This window comes from Neobacillus drentensis, from assembly GCF_036966985.1.
Lineage (GTDB): Bacteria > Bacillota > Bacilli > Bacillales > Cytobacillaceae > Neobacillus > Neobacillus drentensis_E.
This window is the reverse complement of the sequence record NZ_JBALSN010000212.1, coordinates 1-22,532: the sequence shown is the minus strand read 5'-3', so window position 1 is coordinate 22,532 and position 22,532 is coordinate 1. Positions and strand designations below refer to the sequence as shown.

Annotated in this window: 23 protein-coding genes; 7 read left to right on the top strand and 16 right to left on the bottom strand. The window is 39.2% G+C overall.

Annotation, left to right across the window (positions count from 1 at the left end; translation table 11 throughout):
* Positions 1-120: 120 nt before the first annotated feature.
* Positions 121-1,179, top strand: coding sequence for a 23S rRNA (adenine(2503)-C(2))-methyltransferase RlmN (gene rlmN / locus V7659_RS14635; protein WP_335540629.1), 1,059 nt, complete (start codon positions 121-123; stop codon positions 1,177-1,179).
* Between the two features lie 416 nt (positions 1,180-1,595).
* On the opposite strand, the gene fabF is transcribed toward rlmN, so the two are convergent.
* The 12 genes from fabF to V7659_RS14575 all read right to left on the bottom strand — a co-directional run bounded on the left by fabF (position 1,596) and on the right by V7659_RS14575 (position 14,303).
* The gene (gene fabF, locus V7659_RS14630) at positions 1,596-2,837 is read right to left on the bottom strand and encodes a beta-ketoacyl-ACP synthase II (RefSeq protein WP_335540628.1); all 1,242 of its coding nucleotides are present in this window, start codon (positions 2,835-2,837) and stop codon (positions 1,596-1,598) included.
* Positions 2,838-3,688: 851 nt separating this feature from the next.
* Complete coding sequence (locus V7659_RS14625) at positions 3,689-4,072, bottom strand: hypothetical protein (protein WP_335540627.1); 384 nt, start codon at positions 4,070-4,072, stop codon at positions 3,689-3,691.
* Between the two features lie 341 nt (positions 4,073-4,413).
* Positions 4,414-5,199 (bottom strand): DeoR/GlpR family DNA-binding transcription regulator, encoded by a 786-nt coding sequence (locus V7659_RS14620; protein ID WP_335540626.1) that lies wholly within the window; start codon positions 5,197-5,199, stop codon positions 4,414-4,416.
* A 326-nt stretch (positions 5,200-5,525) separates the two neighbouring features.
* Positions 5,526-6,317 (bottom strand): triose-phosphate isomerase, encoded by a 792-nt coding sequence (locus V7659_RS14615; RefSeq protein WP_335540625.1) that lies wholly within the window; start codon positions 6,315-6,317, stop codon positions 5,526-5,528.
* Between the two features lie 37 nt (positions 6,318-6,354).
* On the bottom strand, positions 6,355-7,254 hold the full coding sequence (locus V7659_RS14610) for a sugar phosphate isomerase/epimerase family protein (RefSeq protein ID WP_335540624.1): 900 nt from the start codon (positions 7,252-7,254) through the stop codon (positions 6,355-6,357).
* 87 nt (positions 7,255-7,341) lie between these two features.
* The gene (locus V7659_RS14605) at positions 7,342-8,154 is read right to left on the bottom strand and encodes a class I fructose-bisphosphate aldolase (RefSeq protein WP_335540623.1); all 813 of its coding nucleotides are present in this window, start codon (positions 8,152-8,154) and stop codon (positions 7,342-7,344) included.
* A 74-nt stretch (positions 8,155-8,228) separates the two neighbouring features.
* Positions 8,229-9,152 carry a dihydrodipicolinate synthase family protein gene (locus V7659_RS14600; protein WP_335540622.1) on the bottom strand — a complete coding sequence of 308 codons (924 nt, stop codon included), beginning with the start codon at positions 9,150-9,152 and terminating at the stop codon, positions 8,229-8,231.
* Between the two features lie 48 nt (positions 9,153-9,200).
* Positions 9,201-9,869 carry a dihydroxyacetone kinase subunit DhaL gene (dhaL, locus tag V7659_RS14595; protein ID WP_335452496.1) on the bottom strand — a complete coding sequence of 223 codons (669 nt, stop codon included), beginning with the start codon at positions 9,867-9,869 and terminating at the stop codon, positions 9,201-9,203.
* A complete protein-coding gene (locus V7659_RS14590) occupies positions 9,859-10,890 on the bottom strand; it encodes a dihydroxyacetone kinase subunit DhaK (RefSeq protein WP_335452494.1) in 1,032 nt (343 codons plus the stop codon). Before V7659_RS14590 ends, dhaL begins: the two co-directional genes overlap by 11 nt.
* Before the next feature lie 215 nt (positions 10,891-11,105).
* Positions 11,106-12,425 (bottom strand): MFS transporter, encoded by a 1,320-nt coding sequence (locus tag V7659_RS14585; RefSeq protein WP_335540621.1) that lies wholly within the window; start codon positions 12,423-12,425, stop codon positions 11,106-11,108.
* 151 nt (positions 12,426-12,576) lie between these two features.
* Positions 12,577-13,476, bottom strand: coding sequence for a sugar phosphate isomerase/epimerase family protein (locus V7659_RS14580; protein ID WP_335452488.1), 900 nt, complete (start codon positions 13,474-13,476; stop codon positions 12,577-12,579).
* A complete protein-coding gene (locus V7659_RS14575; protein ID WP_335540620.1) occupies positions 13,476-14,303 on the bottom strand; it encodes a sugar phosphate isomerase/epimerase family protein in 828 nt (275 codons plus the stop codon). Before V7659_RS14575 ends, V7659_RS14580 begins: the two co-directional genes overlap by 1 nt.
* 386 nt (positions 14,304-14,689) lie before the next feature.
* On the opposite strand from V7659_RS14575, the gene rpiB reads away from it, so the two are divergent.
* The 3 genes from rpiB (at position 14,690) to V7659_RS14560 (ending at position 17,182) form a co-directional block, all read left to right on the top strand.
* Positions 14,690-15,154: a ribose 5-phosphate isomerase B gene (gene rpiB / locus V7659_RS14570; protein ID WP_335540619.1), complete on the top strand. Its 465-nt coding sequence runs from the start codon at positions 14,690-14,692 to the stop codon at positions 15,152-15,154.
* Positions 15,155-15,211: 57 nt separating this feature from the next.
* On the top strand, positions 15,212-16,174 hold the full coding sequence (gene glpX, locus V7659_RS14565; RefSeq protein ID WP_335540618.1) for a class II fructose-bisphosphatase: 963 nt from the start codon (positions 15,212-15,214) through the stop codon (positions 16,172-16,174).
* A gap of 165 nt (positions 16,175-16,339) precedes the next feature.
* On the top strand, positions 16,340-17,182 hold the full coding sequence (locus V7659_RS14560) for a DUF2935 domain-containing protein (protein ID WP_335452476.1): 843 nt from the start codon (positions 16,340-16,342) through the stop codon (positions 17,180-17,182).
* A gap of 63 nt (positions 17,183-17,245) precedes the next feature.
* Here V7659_RS14560 and V7659_RS14555 read toward each other — a convergent pair whose 3' ends face one another.
* Entirely contained in the window at positions 17,246-18,208 is a 963-nt protein-coding gene (locus V7659_RS14555) for an alpha/beta hydrolase (RefSeq protein WP_335540617.1), read from the bottom strand.
* Positions 18,209-18,452: 244 nt separating this feature from the next.
* Between V7659_RS14555 and V7659_RS14550 the strand changes: the two genes are divergently transcribed.
* Positions 18,453-19,235, top strand: coding sequence for a GNAT family N-acetyltransferase (locus tag V7659_RS14550; protein ID WP_335540616.1), 783 nt, complete (start codon positions 18,453-18,455; stop codon positions 19,233-19,235).
* Between the two features lie 76 nt (positions 19,236-19,311).
* A complete protein-coding gene (locus V7659_RS14545) occupies positions 19,312-19,479 on the top strand; it encodes a hypothetical protein (RefSeq protein ID WP_155928503.1) in 168 nt (55 codons plus the stop codon).
* 43 nt (positions 19,480-19,522) lie between these two features.
* On the opposite strand, the gene V7659_RS14540 is transcribed toward V7659_RS14545, so the two are convergent.
* From V7659_RS14540 to V7659_RS14530, 3 genes are read right to left on the bottom strand one after another with little or no spacing between them, the layout of a single operon-like run.
* A complete protein-coding gene (locus V7659_RS14540; protein ID WP_335540615.1) occupies positions 19,523-19,957 on the bottom strand; it encodes an SRPBCC family protein in 435 nt (144 codons plus the stop codon).
* Positions 19,958-19,959: 2 nt separating this feature from the next.
* Positions 19,960-20,484, bottom strand: a complete 525-nt coding sequence (locus V7659_RS14535; RefSeq protein ID WP_335540614.1) for a hypothetical protein — start codon at positions 20,482-20,484, stop codon at positions 19,960-19,962.
* Positions 20,484-20,954, bottom strand: coding sequence for a hypothetical protein (locus V7659_RS14530; RefSeq protein ID WP_335540613.1), 471 nt, complete (start codon positions 20,952-20,954; stop codon positions 20,484-20,486). Before V7659_RS14530 ends, V7659_RS14535 begins: the two co-directional genes overlap by 1 nt.
* A gap of 269 nt (positions 20,955-21,223) precedes the next feature.
* Here V7659_RS14530 and V7659_RS14525 point away from each other — a divergent pair, with 269 nt between their 5' ends.
* Entirely contained in the window at positions 21,224-22,306 is a 1,083-nt protein-coding gene (locus V7659_RS14525) for a branched-chain amino acid aminotransferase (protein WP_335540612.1), read from the top strand.
* Positions 22,307-22,532: the final 226 nt, after the last annotated feature.

Below are 22,532 nucleotides of genomic sequence, written 5' to 3'. Positions count from 1 at the left end.
AGATAATGTTTTTAAGATTACATGTATGGTGAATAACTGATTTAAAGTCAATTCACTATTTATATAGTAGGTAAAGATAAATTTTGGTAAGTTTTATCGTTACGAAAAGAGGAGGAACTTATGAATAAACAGAGTATATACGGATTAACGATCGATCAATTAGCCGCCTGGCTTGAAAATCATGGTCAGAAGAAGTCAAGAGCACAGAAAGTTTGGGAATACCTTTATCGAAAGCGTGTCACTGCATTCTCGGAGATGACGGAAGTAAATGAAGAGTGTGTTCAACTATTAGCAGACAACTTCGAGATCCAAACCTTACAAGAACACATTAAACAAGAATCAGCTGATGGCACGATTAAGTTTTTGTTTAAACTGCAGGATGGCAATTTGATCGAAACGGTTTTAATGCGCCAGAAATACGGCCTTTCCGTTTGTGTGACAACACAAGTCGGCTGTAACATCGGCTGTAGTTTTTGTGCGAGTGGCTTATTAGCAAAAAGCCGCGATTTATCCAGTGGGGAAATTGTTGAGCAAATTATGAATGTGCAGCTGCATCTGGACAAAAAAGGCCAGGGAGAAACCGTCAGCCATGTGGTCGTGATGGGCATTGGTGAACCATTTGATAATTTTGAAAACCTATTAGACTTTATCAAAGTAATCAAAGATGATAAAGGCCTTGCCATTGCGGCTAGACGAATCACCGTATCAACCAGCGGTCTTGCAGACAAGCTGATTGAGTTCACGGATAAAGGGTTGCTGGTTAACTTGGCAGTGTCATTACATGCGCCAAATAATGAACTTCGTACGCGGATTATGAAAATAAACCGGGCCATTCCGATTGAAAAATTAATGAAGGCGATGGAGTATTACGTAGACAAAACAAACCGACGGATTACGATTGAATATATTCTGTTGAGAGATGTTAATGACCATAAACAAGAAGCCGAGCAGCTTGTCGACTTACTTCGTCCACTCGGGCAGAAAGTCTATGTAAACTTAATTCCATATAACCCGGTTGATGAACATAGTCAATATCAACGAAGTGAACAGGAATCGGTATTGTCATTTTATGATACGTTGAAAAAGGGCGGGGTTAATTGCAAAATCCGCCAAGAGCATGGAACAGACATTGATGCAGCTTGCGGACAGTTACGAAGCAAACAAATAAGAAATGCTTAAGCATAGTTTTTGTAGGCATAAGACCGGGTAGCGATACCCAGTCTTTTTTTGTCGATGCGGATTTCGACATTCTCCCCTCTATTTCCCGGGAAAAAATCCAGTTGATACAAGGTTTTTTACTAAAACTAATCAAACGTTTGGTTAATAAGGAATGCTAGGGAAATCTGTCGAAGCGTGATTAATTCCCGAAGGAAATTCTGATATCGACTAGTTTTTAACTTTAATTGTAAAAAACTATAATAGCGTCGACAAGATTTGTTTCACAAAAACAGGATGAAACCTCTTATTGACATGGTCTCATGGTTATCTAATCAAACGTTTGGTTAGTTTTATTTTTGTCGGAAATAGTCCAAACAAATAGAAAAAAGGTATCTAAATAATTTTTAGACACCTTCGTTTTAGCTATTTGCTAATCGTTACTCGGTAAACTTTTTAAAAATCAATGTGGCATTATGTCCGCCAAATCCTAATGAGTTGGATAAAACCACTTGAACATCTTTCTTCTTTGCCTCATTTGGAACATAATCTAAATCCAGTTGTTCATCTGGCGTTTCATAGTTGATGGTTGGCGGGATAATTCCTTCCTTGAGCGCTAAAACAGAAAAGATAGCTTCAATAGCTCCCGTCGCACCCAATAAATGGCCGGTCATTGATTTGGTGGAACTAACTGATAATTGATAGGCGTGCTCTTTGAAAACTTCTTTAATGGCTAACGTTTCATACAAATCATTATAATTGGTGGATGTCCCATGTGCATTGATATAGTCGACTTGTTCAGGGGAAATATCCGCATCGTCTAATGCTAATTTCATAGCCCTGCCAGCCCCTTCTCCGTCTGGTGCAGGGGTGGTAATATGATGGGCATCACCAGTCGCGCCATATCCAATCAATTCTCCATAAACTTTAGCTCCGCGGGCAAGTGCGTGTTCTAGTTCTTCTAGGACCACAATTCCAGCCCCTTCCCCAATCACAAAACCATCGCGATTCTTATCAAAAGGCCTGCTTGCAGTGTTCGGATCAGGATTTTTAGAAAGAGCAGTCATATTCGAAAATCCAGCTACGGTCATCTCAGTAATCGTCGCTTCTGTTCCACCCGCAATCATCATCTCCACATCCCCTTTTTGAATGACGCGGAATGCATCACCGATGGAATTGGCACCAGATGCACATGCAGTGACCGAACAATTGTTGATTCCTTTTGCACCGAGTGCAATCGACACTTGTCCAGCTGCCATGTCTGGGATGAACATTGGAATCGTAAACGGGTTGACTCTTCGTTGTCCTTTTTCAATAAACTTCCTGTGCTGTTCCTCGAACTCACCTAGACCGCCAATTCCTGAACCAATCCAGACACCGACCCGTTCAGCTGGAACATCCTTTCCGATTTTGATTCCAGCATCCTTCACAGCCATTTGACTCGCTGCCACCGCAAATTGGCTATAACGGCCCATCCTTCTTGCTTCTCTTTTATCCATAAACTCTTCTGGTGCAAAGCCTTTTACTTCTGCGGCAATTTTAATATCGACCTTTTCTACATCAAAGATGGTGGCTGGGCCAATTCCCGATACACCATTTTTGATATTCTCCCATGTTGTATGAGCATCATTCCCCAAAGGAGTGACTGCTCCAATACCTGTAATCACTACTCTTTTACTCATTATAATGCTCTCTCCCACCCATTTATAAGTTACCTACACTCTATAGTGTAACGAATTCAGAGGGTATGGACAAATTGATTTAAGACGATTTTCAGATTTTGATTATTAGGATGTAAGCAAATGCTTTAGCAATATAACACTATTTTGGGCAGGTGAAGGCTGTTTTCAATTTCATAAACCCGTACATTAGGCGTGCATTTCTACCTTTTTGCGTAGAAGGATTCATTTTTGAGCTGAGGCATTTCATGAATTGTTTGTCACAATAACAGGGGGAATTCCCTTGGCTTAAGCAGCGATCATGGTGGTAACAGCAGTTATCTACATCATTAATGGGTCTTCCCGGCCCGCTGCATCCTGGCCCACACCAGCGATAATTTGGAAAAATACAAATAGGAAACAGGCTTTTTTTTCTACGTTCCAATCATTTCCACCTCCTAGAAATTTATTACTATATTAATATGAAAAAATTAAAAACCTGATTAGACTCGTTATAGTAAAAGATGTTTATCGCAACTATACTATAAGATCATCCTGTAGGAATTGGGCAAAACGAGATTTGTTTTGCTTGCAGGTAAATGGTTCTCTTACAAGCTATGTTGGAATATAAATAATCATATATATAAAATTCACTTGAAAGGGGAATCAATTCTTATGGATTTTTGCATCTCTTGTGGGAGTGAATTATCCAAGTATGAAAGGAATCGAAGTGAATGCTGGGAGTGCATGGATACCACCACGGAAGCTTATACAGAAGAGGAATAACAATAAAAGTATAAATGGCCCCTAGTCCAATAAGGACAGGGGCCATTGTATATTTATCTAATGTGATGATGAACTCAAATAAGGATGTTCTAATGCTCTCTCTTTGTTACTGATAATTCTTTTATTTTCTCAACCCAATCCTTGAACGTTCCAAATTCACTTGAATCGAATCCGAAGTGTGTCTTGATGATATGGACAAATTCGCTTTCATGATCGTGGAAAACTCCATCAGAATAAATAAGTTGAAAGATCTCAGTTAAGACGATATATTTGGAGCGTTCGCTTTTAAATTCTTTTAAAATGTCCTCTATGGAGAGTCCTTTTAACTGATAATCCTCCAGCCCCGTCTCCCTTTGATATTTTTTTAGTAAGGAGTTTTCATATATAGATAATTTGCCATCAATTCTGGCAATCATTGCAGCCAATTCAAAAAATGCAATTTTCTCCTCTTGCTCTAGTTCTTCTAGGAACATTACACAGACCTCTCCTTTTAATCTTTGTTATATTTATACGAAAAAGTTCCCATTTGGTTTCATTTATTCCGTAAGCTAGCAAAAGAGAACAAAGATAACGTTCGCCTTCACAATCATAACCAACACACCTAGGATATTAAACAAAAAATACAATTCATTAACTCCCTTTTGTATTATTCCCTAAAACATTTTTTGTATAGAAAAAAGTCCTTACCTTTTCAGGCCTTCCACCAGACGACAGAAAGCATGAAAAGGTAAGGACTTCTTTATAAACAGAGAAGATCTTTTAAAGAATGGAACAATCAAACGATTCTCATCTCTTTCACTTTATCGTTATCGCCTTATTCCGCAATCTCTAGTTCAATCCCATTGGCAGCAAAAAAATGGCTGATTTCTTCAGAAACAGGCTTATCCGTAATAAATATGTCGATTTCATTTGGACGTGCAAAGGTTGCAATGGAACTTTTATCTACTTTACTATGATCTAGTAATACAATGACTTTGTTCGCAACGGAAACCATGACCTTTTTTAATTCCACTTCATATAAACTAAAATCTGAGAGGCCATCACGAATATTAAAAGCGTAGGCAGAAGTGAATAAAAGGTCGATATTAATTTTTCGTAACAACTCTTCCCCCAATAACCCTTCGACTGAATTAGATGTGTTCCTAACGATTCCACCAATAATAATGACGGTTAAATAAGGGTTTTCCTTCAGCATGGCCGCTGTTGCAATTCCACTTGTGACTACTGTTAACCTCATTTTTGTCTCACTCAAATATTTTGCAAACTCAAAACAGGTCGTACTTGCATCTAATAGAATACATTGCCCTTCTTGTATATAATGAAGCGCTTTATTACCGATTCTTTGTTTTTCCGCGCGGAATTTCTTTTCACGAATTTCATAGTTTTTTTCAAGTTGATCCGTTTCTTTATTCGTTTCTTCCGCTTTCAGCATCGCACCGCCATGAGTACGAAGAAGCAGACCTTGTTTCTCCATTTGATTTAAATCAGATCGTATGGTGGCTGCAGAAATATTAAGCAAACTGGTCAAATCATTTACAGTTACGACTCCTTTTTCTGTCAGTAATTCAATTATTAAATTTCTGCGTTGATCTGCGAACATAGTTCCACCCTTTCATTTATTTTCGAAAATTTACTAAACAGTTTTCCGAAATAATATTAATACTCATATTATATAGGTAAATGGCTTAAAAGTCCTGTTTAATAACTGAACTAATTAAAATATTTATTTCTTTCGTTAAAATCTACTTTCACTTCATTTTGTTTTGTTTTACTTCACCGCGGAGAATCGCTAGAATTTGAAAATAAAGGAAAAGGCAGATTCGTCTTTTCAACAAAGTCACCAATAGAATTGGAAAAAAAAGTCCCCCCGTAGTAGAGATAGAAGAGAAGACTTCGCTTCCCTTTTCTACCAAAGAGGAGATTCACTCAAGGGACTTGGCTTGCTTCACTTTCTAGATGTAATTCAAGTTTCTTTAGAATTTCTTGGAAACTGTCGATGTTCCAAGCAGCTCTGCCAATAAAGAGTCCATTCACATTTTCTAAATCGATATATTCAAGAAAATTATCATGATTTACGCTGCCGCCGTACAAAATTGGAATATCGCGGCCAACTTCTGCAAAAAGCACTTCTAACGTATGTCTAAGAAAGTCATGGATATTAGCAACGTACCCAGCATCTGCAGGAACACCTTGCTCACCAATCGCCCAAACAGGTTCATAGGCGATAAGAACTTCCTTTGCCTGTTCCATTGATACTCCCTGCAAGCAAACCTTTAGCTGCGCAGCCAATGTTTCTTTCGAAATCTGCTGTTTCTTCTGCTCTATGTTTTCTCCAATGCAAATCAGAGGTTTCATCGAATATTTTAAGGCTGCATGGACTTTTTTATTAATCGCTGCATCGGTTTCATTAAAATATTGTCTGCGCTCCGAATGGCCGAGTTCAATCATATCAATGCCAATTTCAGCTAGCATTCGTGGAGAAATCTCTCCTGTATAGGCACCACTATCTTCCCAATGCATGTTTTGTGCCCCCAAAAAAATATCGGAACTTGTGGTTAACTCCTTTATGGGAACAAGGGATGTATGAGAAGGAATAATAAATAATTGGAGGTCCGAAGTGATTGCATTTGAAATCTTTTTAAGTTCTTTCGTAAAGTCAATGCCTTCTGCGATGGTCTTTGTCATCTTCCAATTGGTCCCGATCCAAATCTTATTCACTCAGAAACCTCCTCCGTCGATTCTTTCGTTGATTCTATTATCTACTAGCTACTAAACTTAATGCTTTTTCTAAAATCGATCGTACGATTGTTTCGTTTACTTGGTAATTGTCTTTATCTTTTCCTCTTACTTCCACAGCGACACGCAGTCCATGTTCGGATTGGAGACTTAGTTCGTCGGCTTTTCGTAATATATCACTGATTTTCTCAATGGTTAAGAAGCCTGGTTCCCCAATGGGCATATGGAAATCCCCATATAATTCACTGTTCGGATCGACTACAGCATTGGAAAAATGAATTTGATGAATCTGTGCTTTTGCTAGTTCTAATGCTTCCGAAATGTCTTCCTTATTTAAGGCAGCATGCGCCGTATCAAAGGCTAAACCAATATTGCTGTACTTTTTAGCCACACTTGACAGCAATTCGACTGTATCACTCATCGGCCCAATCAGACGTTTTTTATGGGCAAAGCGATCCAAATGTTCGACCAACACGTTCATATGATATTTGCTGGCCTCTTCACAAATATCACATAAGGCTTCATAAAAGCCTTCCATCGCCTCAAGTCGACGTTCCGGGCCAGGGTCTGGGCCTGGAACAAAGGCAATATTTCTTGCCCCGCACTCTGCCGCAAAATAAATATTTTCTTTAATCTGACGAACGGATTCTGAACGCAATTGTGAATCCAATGAGGAAACATCAAGCTTGTTTTTATCTATTAAAAAGGTCAACCATTGTGTCAGTTGAAAATTGTATTGTTCCTTTAAGGCCAAGATACGTTTTCTCTCTTGTTGGTCTTGCCCATCTGCTATTTCATACGACCGATAGAAACCATCAGTAGCCATTTTTTCCAGTAGATTGGCGGTGAAACCTTTTTCTTGCTGCATTGGAAAATAAATTTCAGGTACAAGCAGGGATGGAATAAATTCTGTACTCATTTTACATTTCTCCTTTACCGATAGGTTATCAAATGTTTTTTCTTGCCAAGCCTCACAATCAGCAAAATGATTTAGCCATCCTATGTCTTAGGCTTTTAGCAGCGCAAAGCTAGATTGATAGCTTTGGTAAGCCTCTTCGGCTGTCCCATTTTGATGAATAATCCTATTTAATCCCGCTACGACACCGATTGGATTTTCATCAAGTGTAATATTCCGGCCAACAGCCACACCTTTAGCCCCCACATCCATGCAATGTTTTACATAATTGAAGTAGTCAAGGATGTTATCTGTTTTTGGTCCCCCTAACACAAGAACAGGACGTTTGGCCGCTTCAATGATTTTCACATCAGCTGGATTTCCAGTTAATCTAGTCTTAATAATATCTGCTCCCAGTTCTGTCCCGATCCGCGCTGCTGCGGCAATTGTTTCGATTTGGTTGGATTCAGGACATGTCACATGGTAGCTATACGGCAGCGTCTCACACATATAGGGAACATTCCAGTTATCTGCCGCTTTGGCAAGATCCCAAGCCATATTGTGTGAGGCCGTTTCACCATCCGCCCCAGGGAAAGTCATCGAAATAACACTATCCGCCCCAAGCTTTAATGCATCTTCGACTGAAAGAATGTCTGTGGTCTGAGGAATCCGTGCATCAAATACACTGGTAGATAAGTCAGCACGGACAACCAACCCTACGTCCTTAAAGGACTCGGTGTACAAATTCGCCATTCCATATGTAACAATTACAGCATCAAGTCCGTTTTCAATCAGCTGTGGCAAAAGGGCAATCGTTTGATCAATTCCTGCCGTTTTGGCAGAAAAATAGTATCCATCCAACGCCAGCGTAATAGATTTACCATCATTTGAAAAAATGCGCGACATTCTTCTTGTTTTGGACATATCCGGCTCCCTCTCCTGTTTTACATCTCTAAACCTTGTAAAAAAGATCCCACAGTGGAGATCTTTTTTTGAATTTATTTAACTGGTGCACTTTCCAACAAGTCTGCTTGAACGAGAATCTTTTTAAGCTCCTCAATCTTGTCAGCACTTAATGGCCGTGCAGGTGCTAGAACATGCGTAGAAATGTCCATACCCCTCAATTTCATGGCTTCTTTTACCACACTAACAAACGGGGAATCGAGTTTGTACATAGTTGGCAATAGGGCCATACGTTGATGGAATGCCACAGCTTCATTGATACGGCTCTCTTTGAACCCCTTGTAAACACCAAGCGCTAACTCCGGAGCGAAATTGACAGAAGCACTAATCGCACCATCACCGCCAAGTGTCAAGGTTTGTAATAAATGATCGTCAAAACCGGAGAACACGGCAAAATCTGGGTGCTTGCCTTTAACTGTTAATATCATATCGCGTATATGTGCAACATTTTCAACGGTTTCCTTAATTCCCACGATATTCTCATGTGCATCAACCAATTTAAGGACGAACTCCGGAGTTAAATCCTGTCCTGACATGGAAGGGAAATTGTAAAGTAAAATCGGTAAATGAACAGAGTTGGCAATCTCACTATAATGAGCAAATAAATTTTCCTCAGTCAAAGACCAATAGTAAGGATTGATGACAACAACCGCATCTGCTCCTACTGATTGTGCATGTTGACTAAGTAGAACAACTTCCCGGGTATTAGTGCTTCCTGTACCAATTAAAACCGGAACCCTGCCATTAACATATTCGGTTGTAAACGAAGCTACTTCCTTGCGTTCCTCCACAGACATTTGTGAAAATTCGCCGCCCGTTCCTAAAAAGAACAAGCCATCCACACCAGCTTCAATTAAGAAATCAATAACTGTTGCCATTCCTTTTTTATCAAGTCTGCCTTGTTCATCAAAAATGATTGATACTGGTGGAATAACTCCCTGAAATTTTTTCGCTGTCATCACAATTCCTCCTGTTTATATGATAGTTTTTTAATCACAGATCCAACTTTATTGTTGAACAGCTGCTTTCTCGACCCATTCTCTCATCGATTTAATCATGATCCAGACGGTCGTTGCCCCAGCATCTTGGTGACCGATCGCCCGTTCGCCAAGCGATTTTGCCCTGCCAAACTTCGCCACATATCCCTTCGACTTTTCTACACCGCCTGCTGCACATTTTTCAGCAACGGCAAGCCCTTCTAGTAAACTATGATTTGCTTCCACACTTAGTTTGAGCCCATCCACTGCAGGCTCCAGTGCGTCAATCATCGTTTTATCTCCTAATTCAGCCTTCCCGCGTTCTTTAATTGATTTCACTGATCCTTCAAGAATTTGCGCCAATAGCGGCAGCGTCAATTCCTCCTGTGGATCAAGCCCTTTCACACCACCAGTAAACATTGTGCCAAATATAACGCCCGACGCTCCGCCCATGTTCGCAATCATCGACATTCCAATCGTTTTAAAGACATCATTGATGGTTATAAACTCTTTTTTGTTTAAATTTTCTTCCGCTTTTGTAAAACCAACCGACATGCCAATCCCATGATCCCCATCACCGATAGCGCTATCAATTTTGGTTAAAAACGGTTTGTTCTCTCGGACTTGTTCACCAACATACAAGAACATTTCCTTTACTTGTTCAGCATTCAACTTTACTTCCTGGACACTATTTGACATAAACGTTCCCTCCAATACTTGCAGGTGTTAAACTTTTTTTGTAATACGGTGAATCTGCAGGTGCATTATATAAATCTTTTAATTCATCATCTAACTTCAGTAATGTGATCGAAAACCCAGCCATTTCTTGTGTCGTACAATAGCTATTAACATCCATGTCATAAGCTTTAATCTCTTTTTCTACTAAAATTTGTGCCACTCGGCGGTTGATGATTAATAGTTCCATTAGTGTTGTGGACCCGAGGCCATTGACTAATACGGCCACTTCATCTCCAGCTTCAAGATTGCTTTCTGTGAGCAGCGTTGCCATCAACTTATCTGTCAACTCATCAGCAGGCATCATTTTCGTGCGTTCCATTCCCGGCTCCCCATGGATGCCCATGCCAACCTCAATTTCATCATCACCAAGTGTGTATGGCGGCTCTACTGCACCAGGAATCGATCCAGGAGCCAAGGCAACACCAATTGAGAATGTATGATCATTGGCTTTCTGGGTTACTTGTGTGACTTCTTCTAATGACAGTCCTCTTTCTGCGGCAGCCCCCGCAATCTTAACGACGAAAATATCTCCGGCAATCCCTCGGCGATCACCTTTTCGTTCAACAGGGGCCGATGCCACGTCATCGGTAACAAGGACTGTTTTTGTCTGAATATCTTCCATATCTAGTAATTCTTCTGCCATGCCGAAGTTTAAAACATCACCAGAATAATTTCCGTAAATAAATAGAACACCCTTACCAGAATCTACTGCTTTCGCTACTTCAAATACATTCGTTGGCGGCGGCGCGGCAAAAACATTCCCCAGTGTAACCCCATCAGCTAGTCCTTCACCTATTAGCCCCAAAAACAATGGTTCGTGGCCACTGCCTCCACCAGTAACGATCGCCACTTTATCCCTAAGATTCCGACGGATGATTCCGTTTACATTTTCAACTTTTTGATATGTACTTTTATAAGCTGCTAGAAAGCCCTCAATTGTTTCTTCTACTACGCGTTCGGGTTGGTTAATAATTTTCTTCAAACTAAACTCCCCTTTCTATTAAAAACAAAACTCACTATATTTTCGTTTATTTTTATTTATTTTCATTTATAATCATAACTCTCATATTTTATTGTGTCAATTTTCATTTTATTGAAAATAGATGAAATTTTCTCTCTTTTTTCGACAAAAACCAACAATCTCATTAAATAAAATAAGAGGGCTACGATTCGCAGCCCTCTTATTCTTTTTCATCCTTATGCTGCTTTAGCCGGTTTAATTGGTTCTTTCACCACAAACCAGTAGAAGAAGGCTGCAAAACCAGCGATAATCCCGCCAGAAATAAAGGCTATTGAATAAGAACCTGTTGCATCTAAAATAATCCCCGTTACTAATGGTGCAAATGCTCCACCGAAGTAACCACCAAAGTTTTGAATTGCACCGACAGACCCAACCATTGCTGGAGGTGCTACGTCACCAGACAATGCCCAAGCGCTGCCAGTAATCGCTGAAACTACACAAAGCGCCAATGTCATCAAAGTAATCGTGATTGCTAACCCATGTACAAATGGAAGCATAATAACAAACGCAGCAGCTAGAAGTGCACTGATCGCAATCAGACCACGTTTCGCGTTAATCGGAGAACAAATTTTCTTATCCGCTAGCACTTTTGTGATATAACCTCCGCCTAAGTTACCGACAATCCCGCCAAAATAAGGAATAGCTGCATAAATGCCGAGTTCTTTAAAGGTAATATCTTGTGTCTTTAATAGATATAAAGGTAAGAATGTAAGGAAAATATTCCAAATCCAAATTGTACAGAAGAAGCCGCCGATCATTCCCCATACGCTTCTATACTTAAATAACTCTCTCCATTTAATATTTGTTGATTCGACCGTATCGTTGCTTGCGCCGCCTTCAGCCTTAATATACTCATATTCCTCTTTAGAAAGCAGTTTACTTTTATCCGGTGTTTTGTAGAATTTCATAAATAAAAGGACAAAGACAATACCAACAGCACCGGTAATGAAGAATAGAGCACGCCAGCCAAATGCAACTTGAATGGCAACTAGAATAGGTGGTGCAATGGCCGGACCAACTTTTGATGATGCATCCCAAAACCCTGTCGCTAATCCTCGTTCACTCTTAGGAAACCATTGAGCAGTAATCTTCGCATTAGAAGGCATACATGGCGCTTCCCCTACTCCAAGTAAGAATCTTGCTCCAACTAAGGTGAGCATCTTGTTACATGCTCCTGTTAAAGCGGTTGCAATACTCCACCACAGAACAGCAATCGAGTAAATTCGCTTCGCTCCGAATTTATCAATTAACCAGCCGGAAGGAAGCTGCATGCAAGCATATGTCCAAGAAAAGATTGTTCCTAATAGACCGATATGCGTCATATTTAGATCTAATTCCTCAATCATGGCCGGAGCTGCAATCGAAAGATTGGTTCGGTCAAGGTAGTTAATGATCCCACCGATTAATAGCCAAATTACAACAGTCCAACGGAAATTCTTTTTCGTTTTCGCTGCCTTGACCGGGAGATCATTCTGAAGCGCTTGTTCTGTTTTCATGTTATTCCTCCTATACACCAATTTTTAATAGTGTTAACAATGACTCTTAGATAGCGCTTACAAAGGTGGTTAAAAAATCTATCCCGATCTTATGTAGGAAGAAAAGGATAGTGATGCTAAAAGTTATACTTGCCAGGGATAGCATAATAGTTTAATTGATTCCGACTAAGTTCATCGCATTTTCCAATGCCACTCTTATCGTTCTCTCATTCGCAAAATAATCATTTTTGTCTCTACCTTGCACCTCAACTGCTACAGGTAAGCCTTTTTCAGTCTGAATGCCAAGCTCATCGGCTTTTTGCAAAATGCGAGACATCTTTTCAATCGTGAGAAAGCCTGGTTCACCGATTGGCATATGGTTATCACCATATAAAGGACTTTCGGGGTCTAAGACGACATTCGCAAAATGGAGGCGATCCATGGTTGTTTTTGCTAATTCTAATGATGTGAAAATATCCTCACCATTAAGTGCCACATGTGCTGTATCAAATACGAGACCCACATTTGAGTATTTTTCCTTCACCTTTGAAAGGATAGGAACAGCTTCACCGGTGAGACCTAATACTCGTTTTTTATGCACTTCGCGATCCATCGCTTCTATCGATACATGCATATTAAACGTGGCTGCTTCCTCGCAGATTTCACAGAGACTTTCATAAAATGCCTCAAGTCCCTGCTTACGGAACTGAACACCTGGATCAGGACCAGGGACAAATGCAACCGTAGAAACACCACACTCCGCTGCCAAATATAAGCTTTCTTTAATCTGTTTAACGGTTTTTTCTCTTAAACTAGTATCTAGTGCGGAAACATTTAGATCTGTCTGATACGTTAAGAAGGTCAACCACTGCAAGATTGATAAGTTATTTTGTTCCTTTGCTTGCAAAATTCTTTTTCGATCCTCTTGATCATATCCATGTCCGATTTCAAATGAACGATAAAAGCCTTGAGAACCCAAATTTTCTACTACACTTGCAGCGAAACCCTTTTCATCTTTTACCGGGAAAAACACTTCAGTAACGAGCAGTGATGGTATGATTCGGTTACTCATTAAATTCTTACCCCGTTAATAATAGGCTTTAATTTTTCATCTACATATTTACTAATATCATAGATACATTGATCAGCATTTGTTTTCGTTTCCTCTGTTTCTTCTTCGACCATAATCCAGCCATCATAGCCATAATCAACTAATGATTGAACAATGGCAGGAAAATCAATATCACCAGTCCCCATCTTCTTCCACTCAAAACTTTTCGAGCAATCTTTAAAATGAACATGCTTGATAATTGGTAAATACTTTTTAACCACTTCCACTGGGTCCATTCCTCCAGCTGCAATGTGGCCCACATCAGGTGTATATGCTACATATCTTGTATCTAATTCTTCAAATAGAAGGTTGTAATCGCTTTCTGTTCTAAAATAAGAAGTTGCCGGAGAATGTGGATGAAATACAGCAACGACGCCATTTTCTACCGCACGCTTACTTACTGCATTAACACAGCTAATAATATCTCGTTGACGTTTTATTAGATTGTCACGATTAGGACCCACACGTGCAGGTAAATTTAATTTTGCATTTGGGAAGTGTTTTAAATAGTTAATATAATAATCGGCCCGCTGTTTCTCTTCTTCCGATTCTGTCTCACTTTCCCAGCTAAATGGCAAAGTAATTGCCGCTAATTCAAGTTCCAAACTATCAAGTTTCTCTTTTAGTTTTTCAGGTACTTCATTATATTTCCCCAATAAAGCATATTGAACGTCAATCCCCTTGAATCCAGCTTTTTTCACCGTATCAATCATATGATCCAGACAATCTACTTTTTCATCATAATCAAGTACCCATGTTGATCCGTGACATCCAAACTTAATCGTCATTTGCAATTTCCCCCTCAATTAATATCAAACTAGTTCCTACTGCGGAAAATTTTCATTCCTCAGCAAATGCTTGCAAAGAGCACTGGGCAAACAAGTTGTTTATCTATTTAGAATATTATCATTTGTTTTTGTTTTGTCAATTGTTTTCAGAAAAATATTTTTTATTTGAAAATAAACGAAAGAAAAAACCTAAAAATGTAGTGGAAATTCAACAAACCACCTATTCATTTCAGTTTCTTCATATAGTAGACCGATTTAGTTATTGTTTGTGCGAGAGATCAATGTAATCGTTTGTTTTCATTATTTTTCGTTTATCAAGAAAAATATTGACACAAACGAAAATAAGTGAAAGAATATGGCTAATAAATTAAATTGGAGTGATAATTGTGAAAATTGGAATTGGTTCAGATCACAATGCTTTTCAAATGAAGGAAGAAATAAAGTCATATATTACTAGCTTAGGGCATGAGGTTGTCGATTATGGATGTTATTCAGAAGATGAAGTCGATTATCCTGGCGTGGCCTTTAAGGTAGCAACTGACATCACAACAAACCAACTAGAACGCGGCATTCTCTTTTGTGGAACCGGGATCGGAATGTCGATTGCAGCTAATAAAGTTCCAGGGATTCGCTCTGCCCAATGCCATGATGCTTATTCAGCAGAACGCGCACAGCTTAGCAACAACGCACAAATCATGTCCATCGGAGCAAGAGTTATAGGTGTAGAACTCGCTAAAAAAGTGGTCTCTTCTTACCTAAGTGTTTCCTTTCAAGGTGGTAACTCCGCAAGAAAAATCGATCAAATCATGGATCAAGAAAAGGAATACCTACTTAACGGTTCATGTAGCTAATCTAGCTTCCTTTAGACTTGTGGACTCACAGCTTATTAATAAGAGGAGGAAAACACGATGCAGACAAAAAGTCACCCCCTTACGATAGGGCTAGTGATGGATTTCCTTGCAGTCTCACAACAAGCAGCGATTGCTGCATATCCTTGGATCGGTAAAAGGAATAAAATCGTTGCTGATGGAGCAGGCACAAGTGCAATGCGAGACCGCATGAACCTAATTGATATGCAAGGAACCATTGTTATCGGTGAAGGTGAAATGGATGAAGCCCCTATGTTGTACATTAATGAAAAACTCGGAACTGGAATAGGGCCACTTGTTGATATCGCTGTCGATCCTATCGAGGGAACAACATTCCTGTCAAAGGGGCAAGAGAATTCACTTGCAGTCATTGCTGTTGCTAAGCGAGGAAGTCTACTACATGCCCCAGATATGTACATGAAAAAGATGGCTGTCGGTCCGAAAGCAAAAGGGTGTATCGATATCGAGTTACCGCTATCAGAAAATATCAAAGCTGTAGCGAACGCACTTGGAAAGGATGTAAAGGATTTAACTGTCATGATTCAGGACCGGCCGCGGCATGAAGGATTAATGAATGAGGTCATAACAGTTGGTGCCCGCTTGAAGTTATTTTCAGACGTGGATATTACAGGGGCCATTGGAACAGCTATAGATGAAGTTGATGTTGACTTATTAGTAGGAACGGGCGGTGCGCCAGAAGGAGTCATTGCTGCCACTGCCTTAAAATGTCTAGGGGGTGACTTCCAAGCGAAACTTCTTCCCCAAGATGGTGCTGAATGGAATCGATGTATGAATATGGGGATTTTACACCCCGAAAAGCCCTTAACCATAGATGAGATTGTCAAAACGGATGACTGTTTCTTCGTCGCAACAGGAATCACCAATGGCGTTCTGCTGAACGGAGTAAAGAGAAAGGATAATGGGACGATGCTCACCCACTCACTAGTTACTATTGGCGGAGAAACGAAAAATTCACAATATATCAATGCGGCTTTTTATTAATGTCATATTTTAATTATCTTAAATAGAATTATGTAGATACATTCTCCAGCGGCTTATTCATGAAAAAATAAAATTCCTCTTATAGCTTTATTTTTTGATGGTATTTTTTTATGGATAAGTTAATAAGTATAGTACGAACGTAGTATATTTATTAGGAGGGTCGTAATGCATAGTGGTGAAGGCTTACATCCTGATACAGGTGTTACATCCAGATTATTTGTTGAGCGATCATTAAACGAAATACGTTTTTGGGCCAGGATTATGAAAGAGCATTCTTTATTTCTTCGATTAGGTTTTAGAGCAGAAGACACGCAACTAATCCAGGAAGCCAATCAATTCTACCGATTATTTGAAAACATCGAACAAAGAGCACATTCCTTTAACAATCAAACAGATCCTGAACAGATAAGAAGATTTAATTCAGAAGTCCAACAAGCTGCAGCCAGTATTTACGTTTTTAAACGAAAAATACTAGGATTAATTCTCACATGTAAATTGCCAGGAGCAAATAACTTCCCTCTTTTGGTTGATCATACTAGTAGGGAAGCTAATTATTTTAGAAAACGCCTAATTGAGTTAAATGAAGGGAAATTGCAATCTCTTCCGGATGCGATTATTAAAGAAAATGTCTTCTTCTTAAGAATTATGGCGGATCATGCAAAATTTATTGGTCACCTGCTCGATCCATCTGAGAGAAAGCTAATTGATGTGGCCAGGAATTTCAGCAATGATTTTGATCAATTGTTGTATCAGGCAAGGGACTTGGATTCTATGAAGCCACAATCCCAAACTGTTCCTATGTTAGATCAATTCCTTGACCAAAATCGTGTGTCGGTTTCATCACTACGGGACTTCAAGAAAACAGCTCGTGATTTAATTGAACAATGTAAAATAAAGAGTATCATTCATCCGCTATTAGCAGATCATGTTTTCCGTGAAGCTGATAGGTTCTTAGAAATAATTGATATGTTTGATGCCCATCTTACAAGAAGCAACCCACAATCTTGATTGTAGAAGAACCCTTACTTAACATAAAAAAAGGCGAACACCTAGTGCTTGCCTTTTTTACGCTTATTTATTTTTCACTGTCATCTTACGGTGCAGTACATGCTTTACAGCACCAACATACTCGGCAACGGCACGCTGACTAATGGCTGCGTTTGGAGTAAGTCCTTCAAATCCATGATAACATCCAGGATAAAGGTGAAACTCCACATCAACGCCAGCCTGGCTAAGCTTTGTTACAAAAGTAAGCGTCTCATCACGGAATGGATCTAATTGCCCTACGCATGTATAGGTATAGGGAAGCCCCGTGAGATCTGTTGCTCGTGCTGGTGCTGCATACTCCGTAACATTTTCCGTTCGATTCGCCCCATTGAGGTACATGGACCATCCTTTTTCATTAAGATCATGGTTCCAAATCATATTTCCGGTTATTTCTAAACTTGATGGTGTGTTATTGTGATCATCAATCATCGGATACAACGGCATTTGAAAACATAATTTAGGGCCATTTCGATCGCGAGCCAATAAAGCTAGAGCTGCAGTTAATCCTCCGCCTGCACTAGCCCCTGCTGCTCCAATCCGGGACGAATCAATGCCTAATTCATTTGCATTTTCAGACATCCATTGTAGGGCTGCATAGCAATCTTCCAAGCCTGCTGGATATGGATCCTCTGGAGCTAAACGATAATCAACCGAAACCACCACACAATTCGCTTCAATGACAAATTGCTGGCACAAGACATCATTATCCTCAGGCGTTCCGAGGACATATCCGCCACCGTGAATCCACAGGAGAACTGGTAATCTCTCATCTTTTTCCTTTGGTTCATAAATTCGTACCCTAACTTCAAGGTTAGCCTCTGGACCAGGAATCATCCGGTCATAAATAGCAACATGCTCATCTATTGGTATTTCGATAGAATGTGCGGCCTCCGCCATAAACTGTCTAAATTCCTTCAGGTTGTCCAAATCAAGCGGTGGAAATAATTCAAGCGTCTCTCTCAATTCAGGATCAATTCTATTTTTCATCGATATTCCCCTTTAGTAGTTTTTAGAATCTCTAACATAATGTATACGCTTGCTAGTTAAGGGATATGACTTATTTGGACAACTTTCAGTTATTCAGATATTAAAACTTACGGATACTGATTTGACCCTCCCCACTGTTTCACAACATTATGGAAAAATTCGGGATTTAGGCTCTAGAATTCTATAAAACACTTGAAATTTTCCAATTATTCCGTTACCTTTTGAAAATAAGGGGGGAATTGCCGTGATTAGAAAACTTTCGAACCAAGACCATCAACAGGTTCTTGCTTTTTTAAGTGAGGAACCATCTATAAATCTATTTATCATCGGGGATATTGAGGCATTCGGTTATTCTTCGGAGTCCCAAGAACTATGGGCCGAGTTTGATGAACAGAACACGATTATAGCCGTACTTCTTAGGTTTCATCAATCTTTTATACCTTATGCAAAAGGAGAATTCGATACGAGCGGTTTTGTATCGATTATGAAGAACTATGACCAGCCTATTCTCTTATCCGGAAAAACAGAAATCGTAGCGAAATTTGAAGCATATGATGATCTCCAGCTTGGTAAAAAGCAAGTGACTTATTTTGCCGAGTGTCGTACTGATGAATTCCTTTCTCCTGACGATGTCGAATATAAAAAGGCTAGCATCGAGGATGTTGACCAAATTTTAGAACTTCGCGAATCTATTGAAGAATTTTATGTCAGAGATGATGCCCGGGACGTATTGGTACAATCCATTGAGGCGAATACATCAAGAACCTATTTTACAGAGGACAATGGGGTTATGACCGCTTGTGTTTCAACCGCAGCGGAAAATTCAATGTCGGCAATGATTGTTGGAGTCTGCACCAGAAAAGAGTATCGTCGAAAAGGCCTCGCCACATCTATTATGAAAAAGGTGGTTCAAGATGTCCTAAATGAGGGTAAAACACTTTGCCTATTTTATGATAATCCTGATGCCGGCAGAATTTATAAACGGCTTGGATTTAAGGATATTGGAATGTGGACCATGCATCGCTGATTTGTGAATAAATGGGGAGGACGAATAATTTCATCCATATTACGTATACTACTCTTTAGGTTTAGGGGGTGAGTATATGCCAAATCAACAAAATAACCAGCAAAAAGGGAAAACCAATCCTAATCAACAAGGGGCGGGGTCTCAGTATCACGAGGAGCATGCGAGTAATGTTCCAGATTATGGTGCAAACACGGTCGACCCCAATGCTTTTACTAATGCCGCTGAAAACAATGAACAATCTTGATTTTTTTAGACGCCCATTTGTGGCGTTTTTTTGCGGCATACTGTTAGGACTCAAGAATTTGTTTAATATTTTTTAAATCTTTCATGTTTGCTCGTTTCATCATCGGAGCCATAAACGGTGCAAATACTTTTGAAAAACCGGTTGGATTCCCTTTATTCCTTAACGTCATCCGTGTACGATTTCCCTCGATCGATTCCCAAGTATAGATGGTCTCCATCGGAAATGGTCCCTGGGCTGTTTTCATCACGAGCTTTTTTTCTGGTATAAATTCTGTTATTTCATAGATATAGGCGAGTTCTCTTCCAAGAAAATGTGCTTTAAACGCCACTCTTGTACCCAACCTCAATGGTTTTTCCGTTTGCCATTCGGCAGATTGGATATTTACATACCATTCCGGGGCGTTGTCAGGATTAGCTGCATAGTTTGATACTTCTCCCACCGGTAGCTCGATTATTATTTCTGTAAAAACATCTACCATTATTACCCTCCATTATCTGAATTGATTGGCGTACGCTTTAATTTTTCAAAAGTGCCTTTTAAATAAAGAAAGACAAGCAAATAAATACATAACGTCACGAGATAAATCGGAAAAGAATACGAAAACTTCCAGCCCTTATACGTGAATACATGTAACTTAAAGCTAAGGACCTCAACTACTAATGCAATGAATGCCCATGATACTATGTACCAAAATACCCCGATCCCTTTTACAATCCATTTATCATAAAAATAAACAAAGGCATAGCCGAAGGGCGGGTAAAGAAACCAAGTAATAAAATCGAACCATTCGTATTTTTCTACATCATTAATATCGTATAGATCAAATTTTGTTCCGGCTAATATAGTATCAATGACTTGAGCATATGTCATGCTAAAAAGAAGCATAAGAAGGGTAATGGAAAGCGGAAATCGCTTTGGAAGAATTAGCATAAATGTATATGTAACTACTATGGAAATCGTTATAAACCATTCGTTGGTATCGAAATTCTCTGGTAAGACTAACATTATTGTTTCAACTCTTTCAATACTAATTTTCGAAACAAAAGGTGGCCTCCAAAGCTAATTAGCCAAATGATGACCCATTGTAAAATATCCTGTTCCCAATTCCAGTTCACATAGTTAACGGCATTTACTATTTTCGTTAAATTTTCCAGCCCCGCGATCAACAAGATTGTAAAAAGCGAAAATCCAATTTTCACTGACTTGGAATGCGTGGAATATAGGCGGTCAATATTCCATGCTAACACAAGGGGATATAATACAAGAAAAGTGAGATAAAATGTTACAATCCCTGCGAGCTTATCTGATAATTTAATGCTTTTAAGATTTAACATAACAATATCCATCACATTGCTATCAAGATAAATGACAAGGATCATAATCAAAGCTAATTCAAGGGTGTTCAGATTTTTAGGCATGACCGCAAAATATATGATCACAAGTGAGCATATTGTTGAAAAAATTACCAATGACATCTGTGTATCTCCCTTTATCCTTTTGTCCTGTCAGGGTATTAATTTCTATTTTCTTCATCTTTTTAGTTAATTATGTTACTATCCTAAAAACATAAAAATATTAGTTCCTTATTTTTAGAATTATTTGATTTTTTTAATCTAGAGAATGGCAGTAGGTGCTGCTTAAGTGGTATAGTTAGATAATAAAGTTTCTTTCAATTTAGAATTTCATAATGCAAAAGCCTACTAATCAACAAGATAAAGTAGAGAATCGACAAGAGGTGTTAGCCATGAAACAAGATATTGCATTTATTCAAAGAGAAGTGTTAAAGGAAAAGCCTGATTTTGCATCACTTGGTTTTGGAAAGTATTTTAGTGATTATATGTTTGTTATGGATTATCAACATGAAGTCGGCTGGTATGATCCGAGAATTACTCCTTATGAGCCTTTAACGCTTGAACCGTCTGCGATGGTTTTTCACTATGGACAAGCAATCTTTGAGGGAATGAAAGCCTATAAGACGGCTGATGGTGCAATCCAGCTTTTCCGTCCAGAAAAAAACATGAGACGCTTGAATGAATCATGCGAAAGACTATGCATTCCGTCAATTGATGAGGAATTTCTATTAAAAGCCATTAAACAATTAATTTTAACTGAAAAAGATTGGGTTCCTGAAGGTGAAGGGACTTCTCTCTACATTCGTCCGTTTATATTCTCAACGGAACCGTATCTCGGCGTCCGCCCTGCGAAACAATATAAATTACTTGTGATTCTCTCTCCATCTGGAGCTTATTATGGAGACCAGTTAAGCCCTGTTAGAATTTATGTAGAGGAACATTATGTTCGCGCTGTTATTGGCGGTGTAGGTCATGTGAAAACTGCTGGAAACTATGCAGCCAGTCTGAAAGCGCAGGAAAAAGCAGATGAAAATGGATTTGCCCAAATTCTCTGGCTTGATGCTAAAGAGAATAAGTATGTAGAAGAAGTTGGCAGTATGAATATCTTCTTCAAAATTAATGGCGAAGTGGTCACACCACGATTAAACGGAAGTATTTTACCAGGGGTTACCCGTGATTCTGTGATTGAATTACTAAAATATTGGAATATCCCTGTACGAGAAGAGAAAATTTCAATTGAAGAGGTATTTGCAGCACATGCGCGCGGCGAGCTTGAAGAAGTGTTTGGTGCAGGAACAGCTGCTGTTATTTCCCCTGTTGGCGAATTAACTTGGAATGACCAAGCGATTACAATAAATGACCGCCAAATCGGCGAACTCTCGCAGCGCATTTATGATGAAGTGACCGGCATCCAACTTGGTAAAAAAGAAGATCCGTTTAACTGGACAGTTAAGGTTGAAAAGGTAGAAGTGTAAAAGGAATACATGGCTGGGCAAATCGCTAAGGTTTCCGTACCCTATCGCAAAACGTGAATTTACAGCTAAATATTTAAGTAAAATGCAAAACAAAAAGCACCGTATTTGCGGTGTTTTTTGTTTATAAAAAATAGCCCTAGCCCTTATGAACTTAGGCTACACACACCGTATTAATTTCGAAGGCATATTTAACTAAAGCCCCCGTTTGTTTAAGTACAATAATTCA

Bases quoted from the DNA above. Each gene is read 5' to 3' on its own strand.
- rlmN (WP_335540629.1), top strand. From the start codon at position 121: ATGAATAAACAGAGTATATACGGATTAACGATCGATCAATTAGCCGCC.
- fabF (WP_335540628.1), bottom strand. From the start codon at position 2,837: ATGAGTAAAAGAGTAGTGATTACAGGTATTGGAGCAGTCACTCCTTTG.
- V7659_RS14625 (WP_335540627.1), bottom strand. From the start codon at position 4,072: ATGTTCCTAGAAGAACTAGAGCAAGAGGAGAAAATTGCATTTTTTGAA.
- V7659_RS14620 (WP_335540626.1), bottom strand. From the start codon at position 5,199: ATGTTCGCAGATCAACGCAGAAATTTAATAATTGAATTACTGACAGAA.
- V7659_RS14610 (WP_335540624.1), bottom strand. From the start codon at position 7,254: ATGAGTACAGAATTTATTCCATCCCTGCTTGTACCTGAAATTTATTTT.
- V7659_RS14605 (WP_335540623.1), bottom strand. From the start codon at position 8,154: ATGTCCAAAACAAGAAGAATGTCGCGCATTTTTTCAAATGATGGTAAA.
- V7659_RS14600 (WP_335540622.1), bottom strand. From the start codon at position 9,152: ATGACAGCGAAAAAATTTCAGGGAGTTATTCCACCAGTATCAATCATT.
- dhaL (WP_335452496.1), bottom strand. From the start codon at position 9,869: ATGTCAAATAGTGTCCAGGAAGTAAAGTTGAATGCTGAACAAGTAAAG.
- V7659_RS14585 (WP_335540621.1), bottom strand. From the start codon at position 12,425: ATGAAAACAGAACAAGCGCTTCAGAATGATCTCCCGGTCAAGGCAGCG.
- V7659_RS14580 (WP_335452488.1), bottom strand. From the start codon at position 13,476: ATGAGTAACCGAATCATACCATCACTGCTCGTTACTGAAGTGTTTTTC.
- V7659_RS14575 (WP_335540620.1), bottom strand. From the start codon at position 14,303: ATGACGATTAAGTTTGGATGTCACGGATCAACATGGGTACTTGATTAT.
- glpX (WP_335540618.1), top strand. From the start codon at position 15,212: ATGCAGACAAAAAGTCACCCCCTTACGATAGGGCTAGTGATGGATTTC.
- V7659_RS14560 (WP_335452476.1), top strand. From the start codon at position 16,340: ATGCATAGTGGTGAAGGCTTACATCCTGATACAGGTGTTACATCCAGA.
- V7659_RS14555 (WP_335540617.1), bottom strand. From the start codon at position 18,208: ATGAAAAATAGAATTGATCCTGAATTGAGAGAGACGCTTGAATTATTT.
- V7659_RS14545 (WP_155928503.1), top strand. From the start codon at position 19,312: ATGCCAAATCAACAAAATAACCAGCAAAAAGGGAAAACCAATCCTAAT.
- V7659_RS14540 (WP_335540615.1), bottom strand. From the start codon at position 19,957: ATGGTAGATGTTTTTACAGAAATAATAATCGAGCTACCGGTGGGAGAA.
- V7659_RS14535 (WP_335540614.1), bottom strand. From the start codon at position 20,484: ATGTTAGTCTTACCAGAGAATTTCGATACCAACGAATGGTTTATAACG.
- V7659_RS14530 (WP_335540613.1), bottom strand. From the start codon at position 20,954: ATGTCATTGGTAATTTTTTCAACAATATGCTCACTTGTGATCATATAT.
- V7659_RS14525 (WP_335540612.1), top strand. From the start codon at position 21,224: ATGAAACAAGATATTGCATTTATTCAAAGAGAAGTGTTAAAGGAAAAG.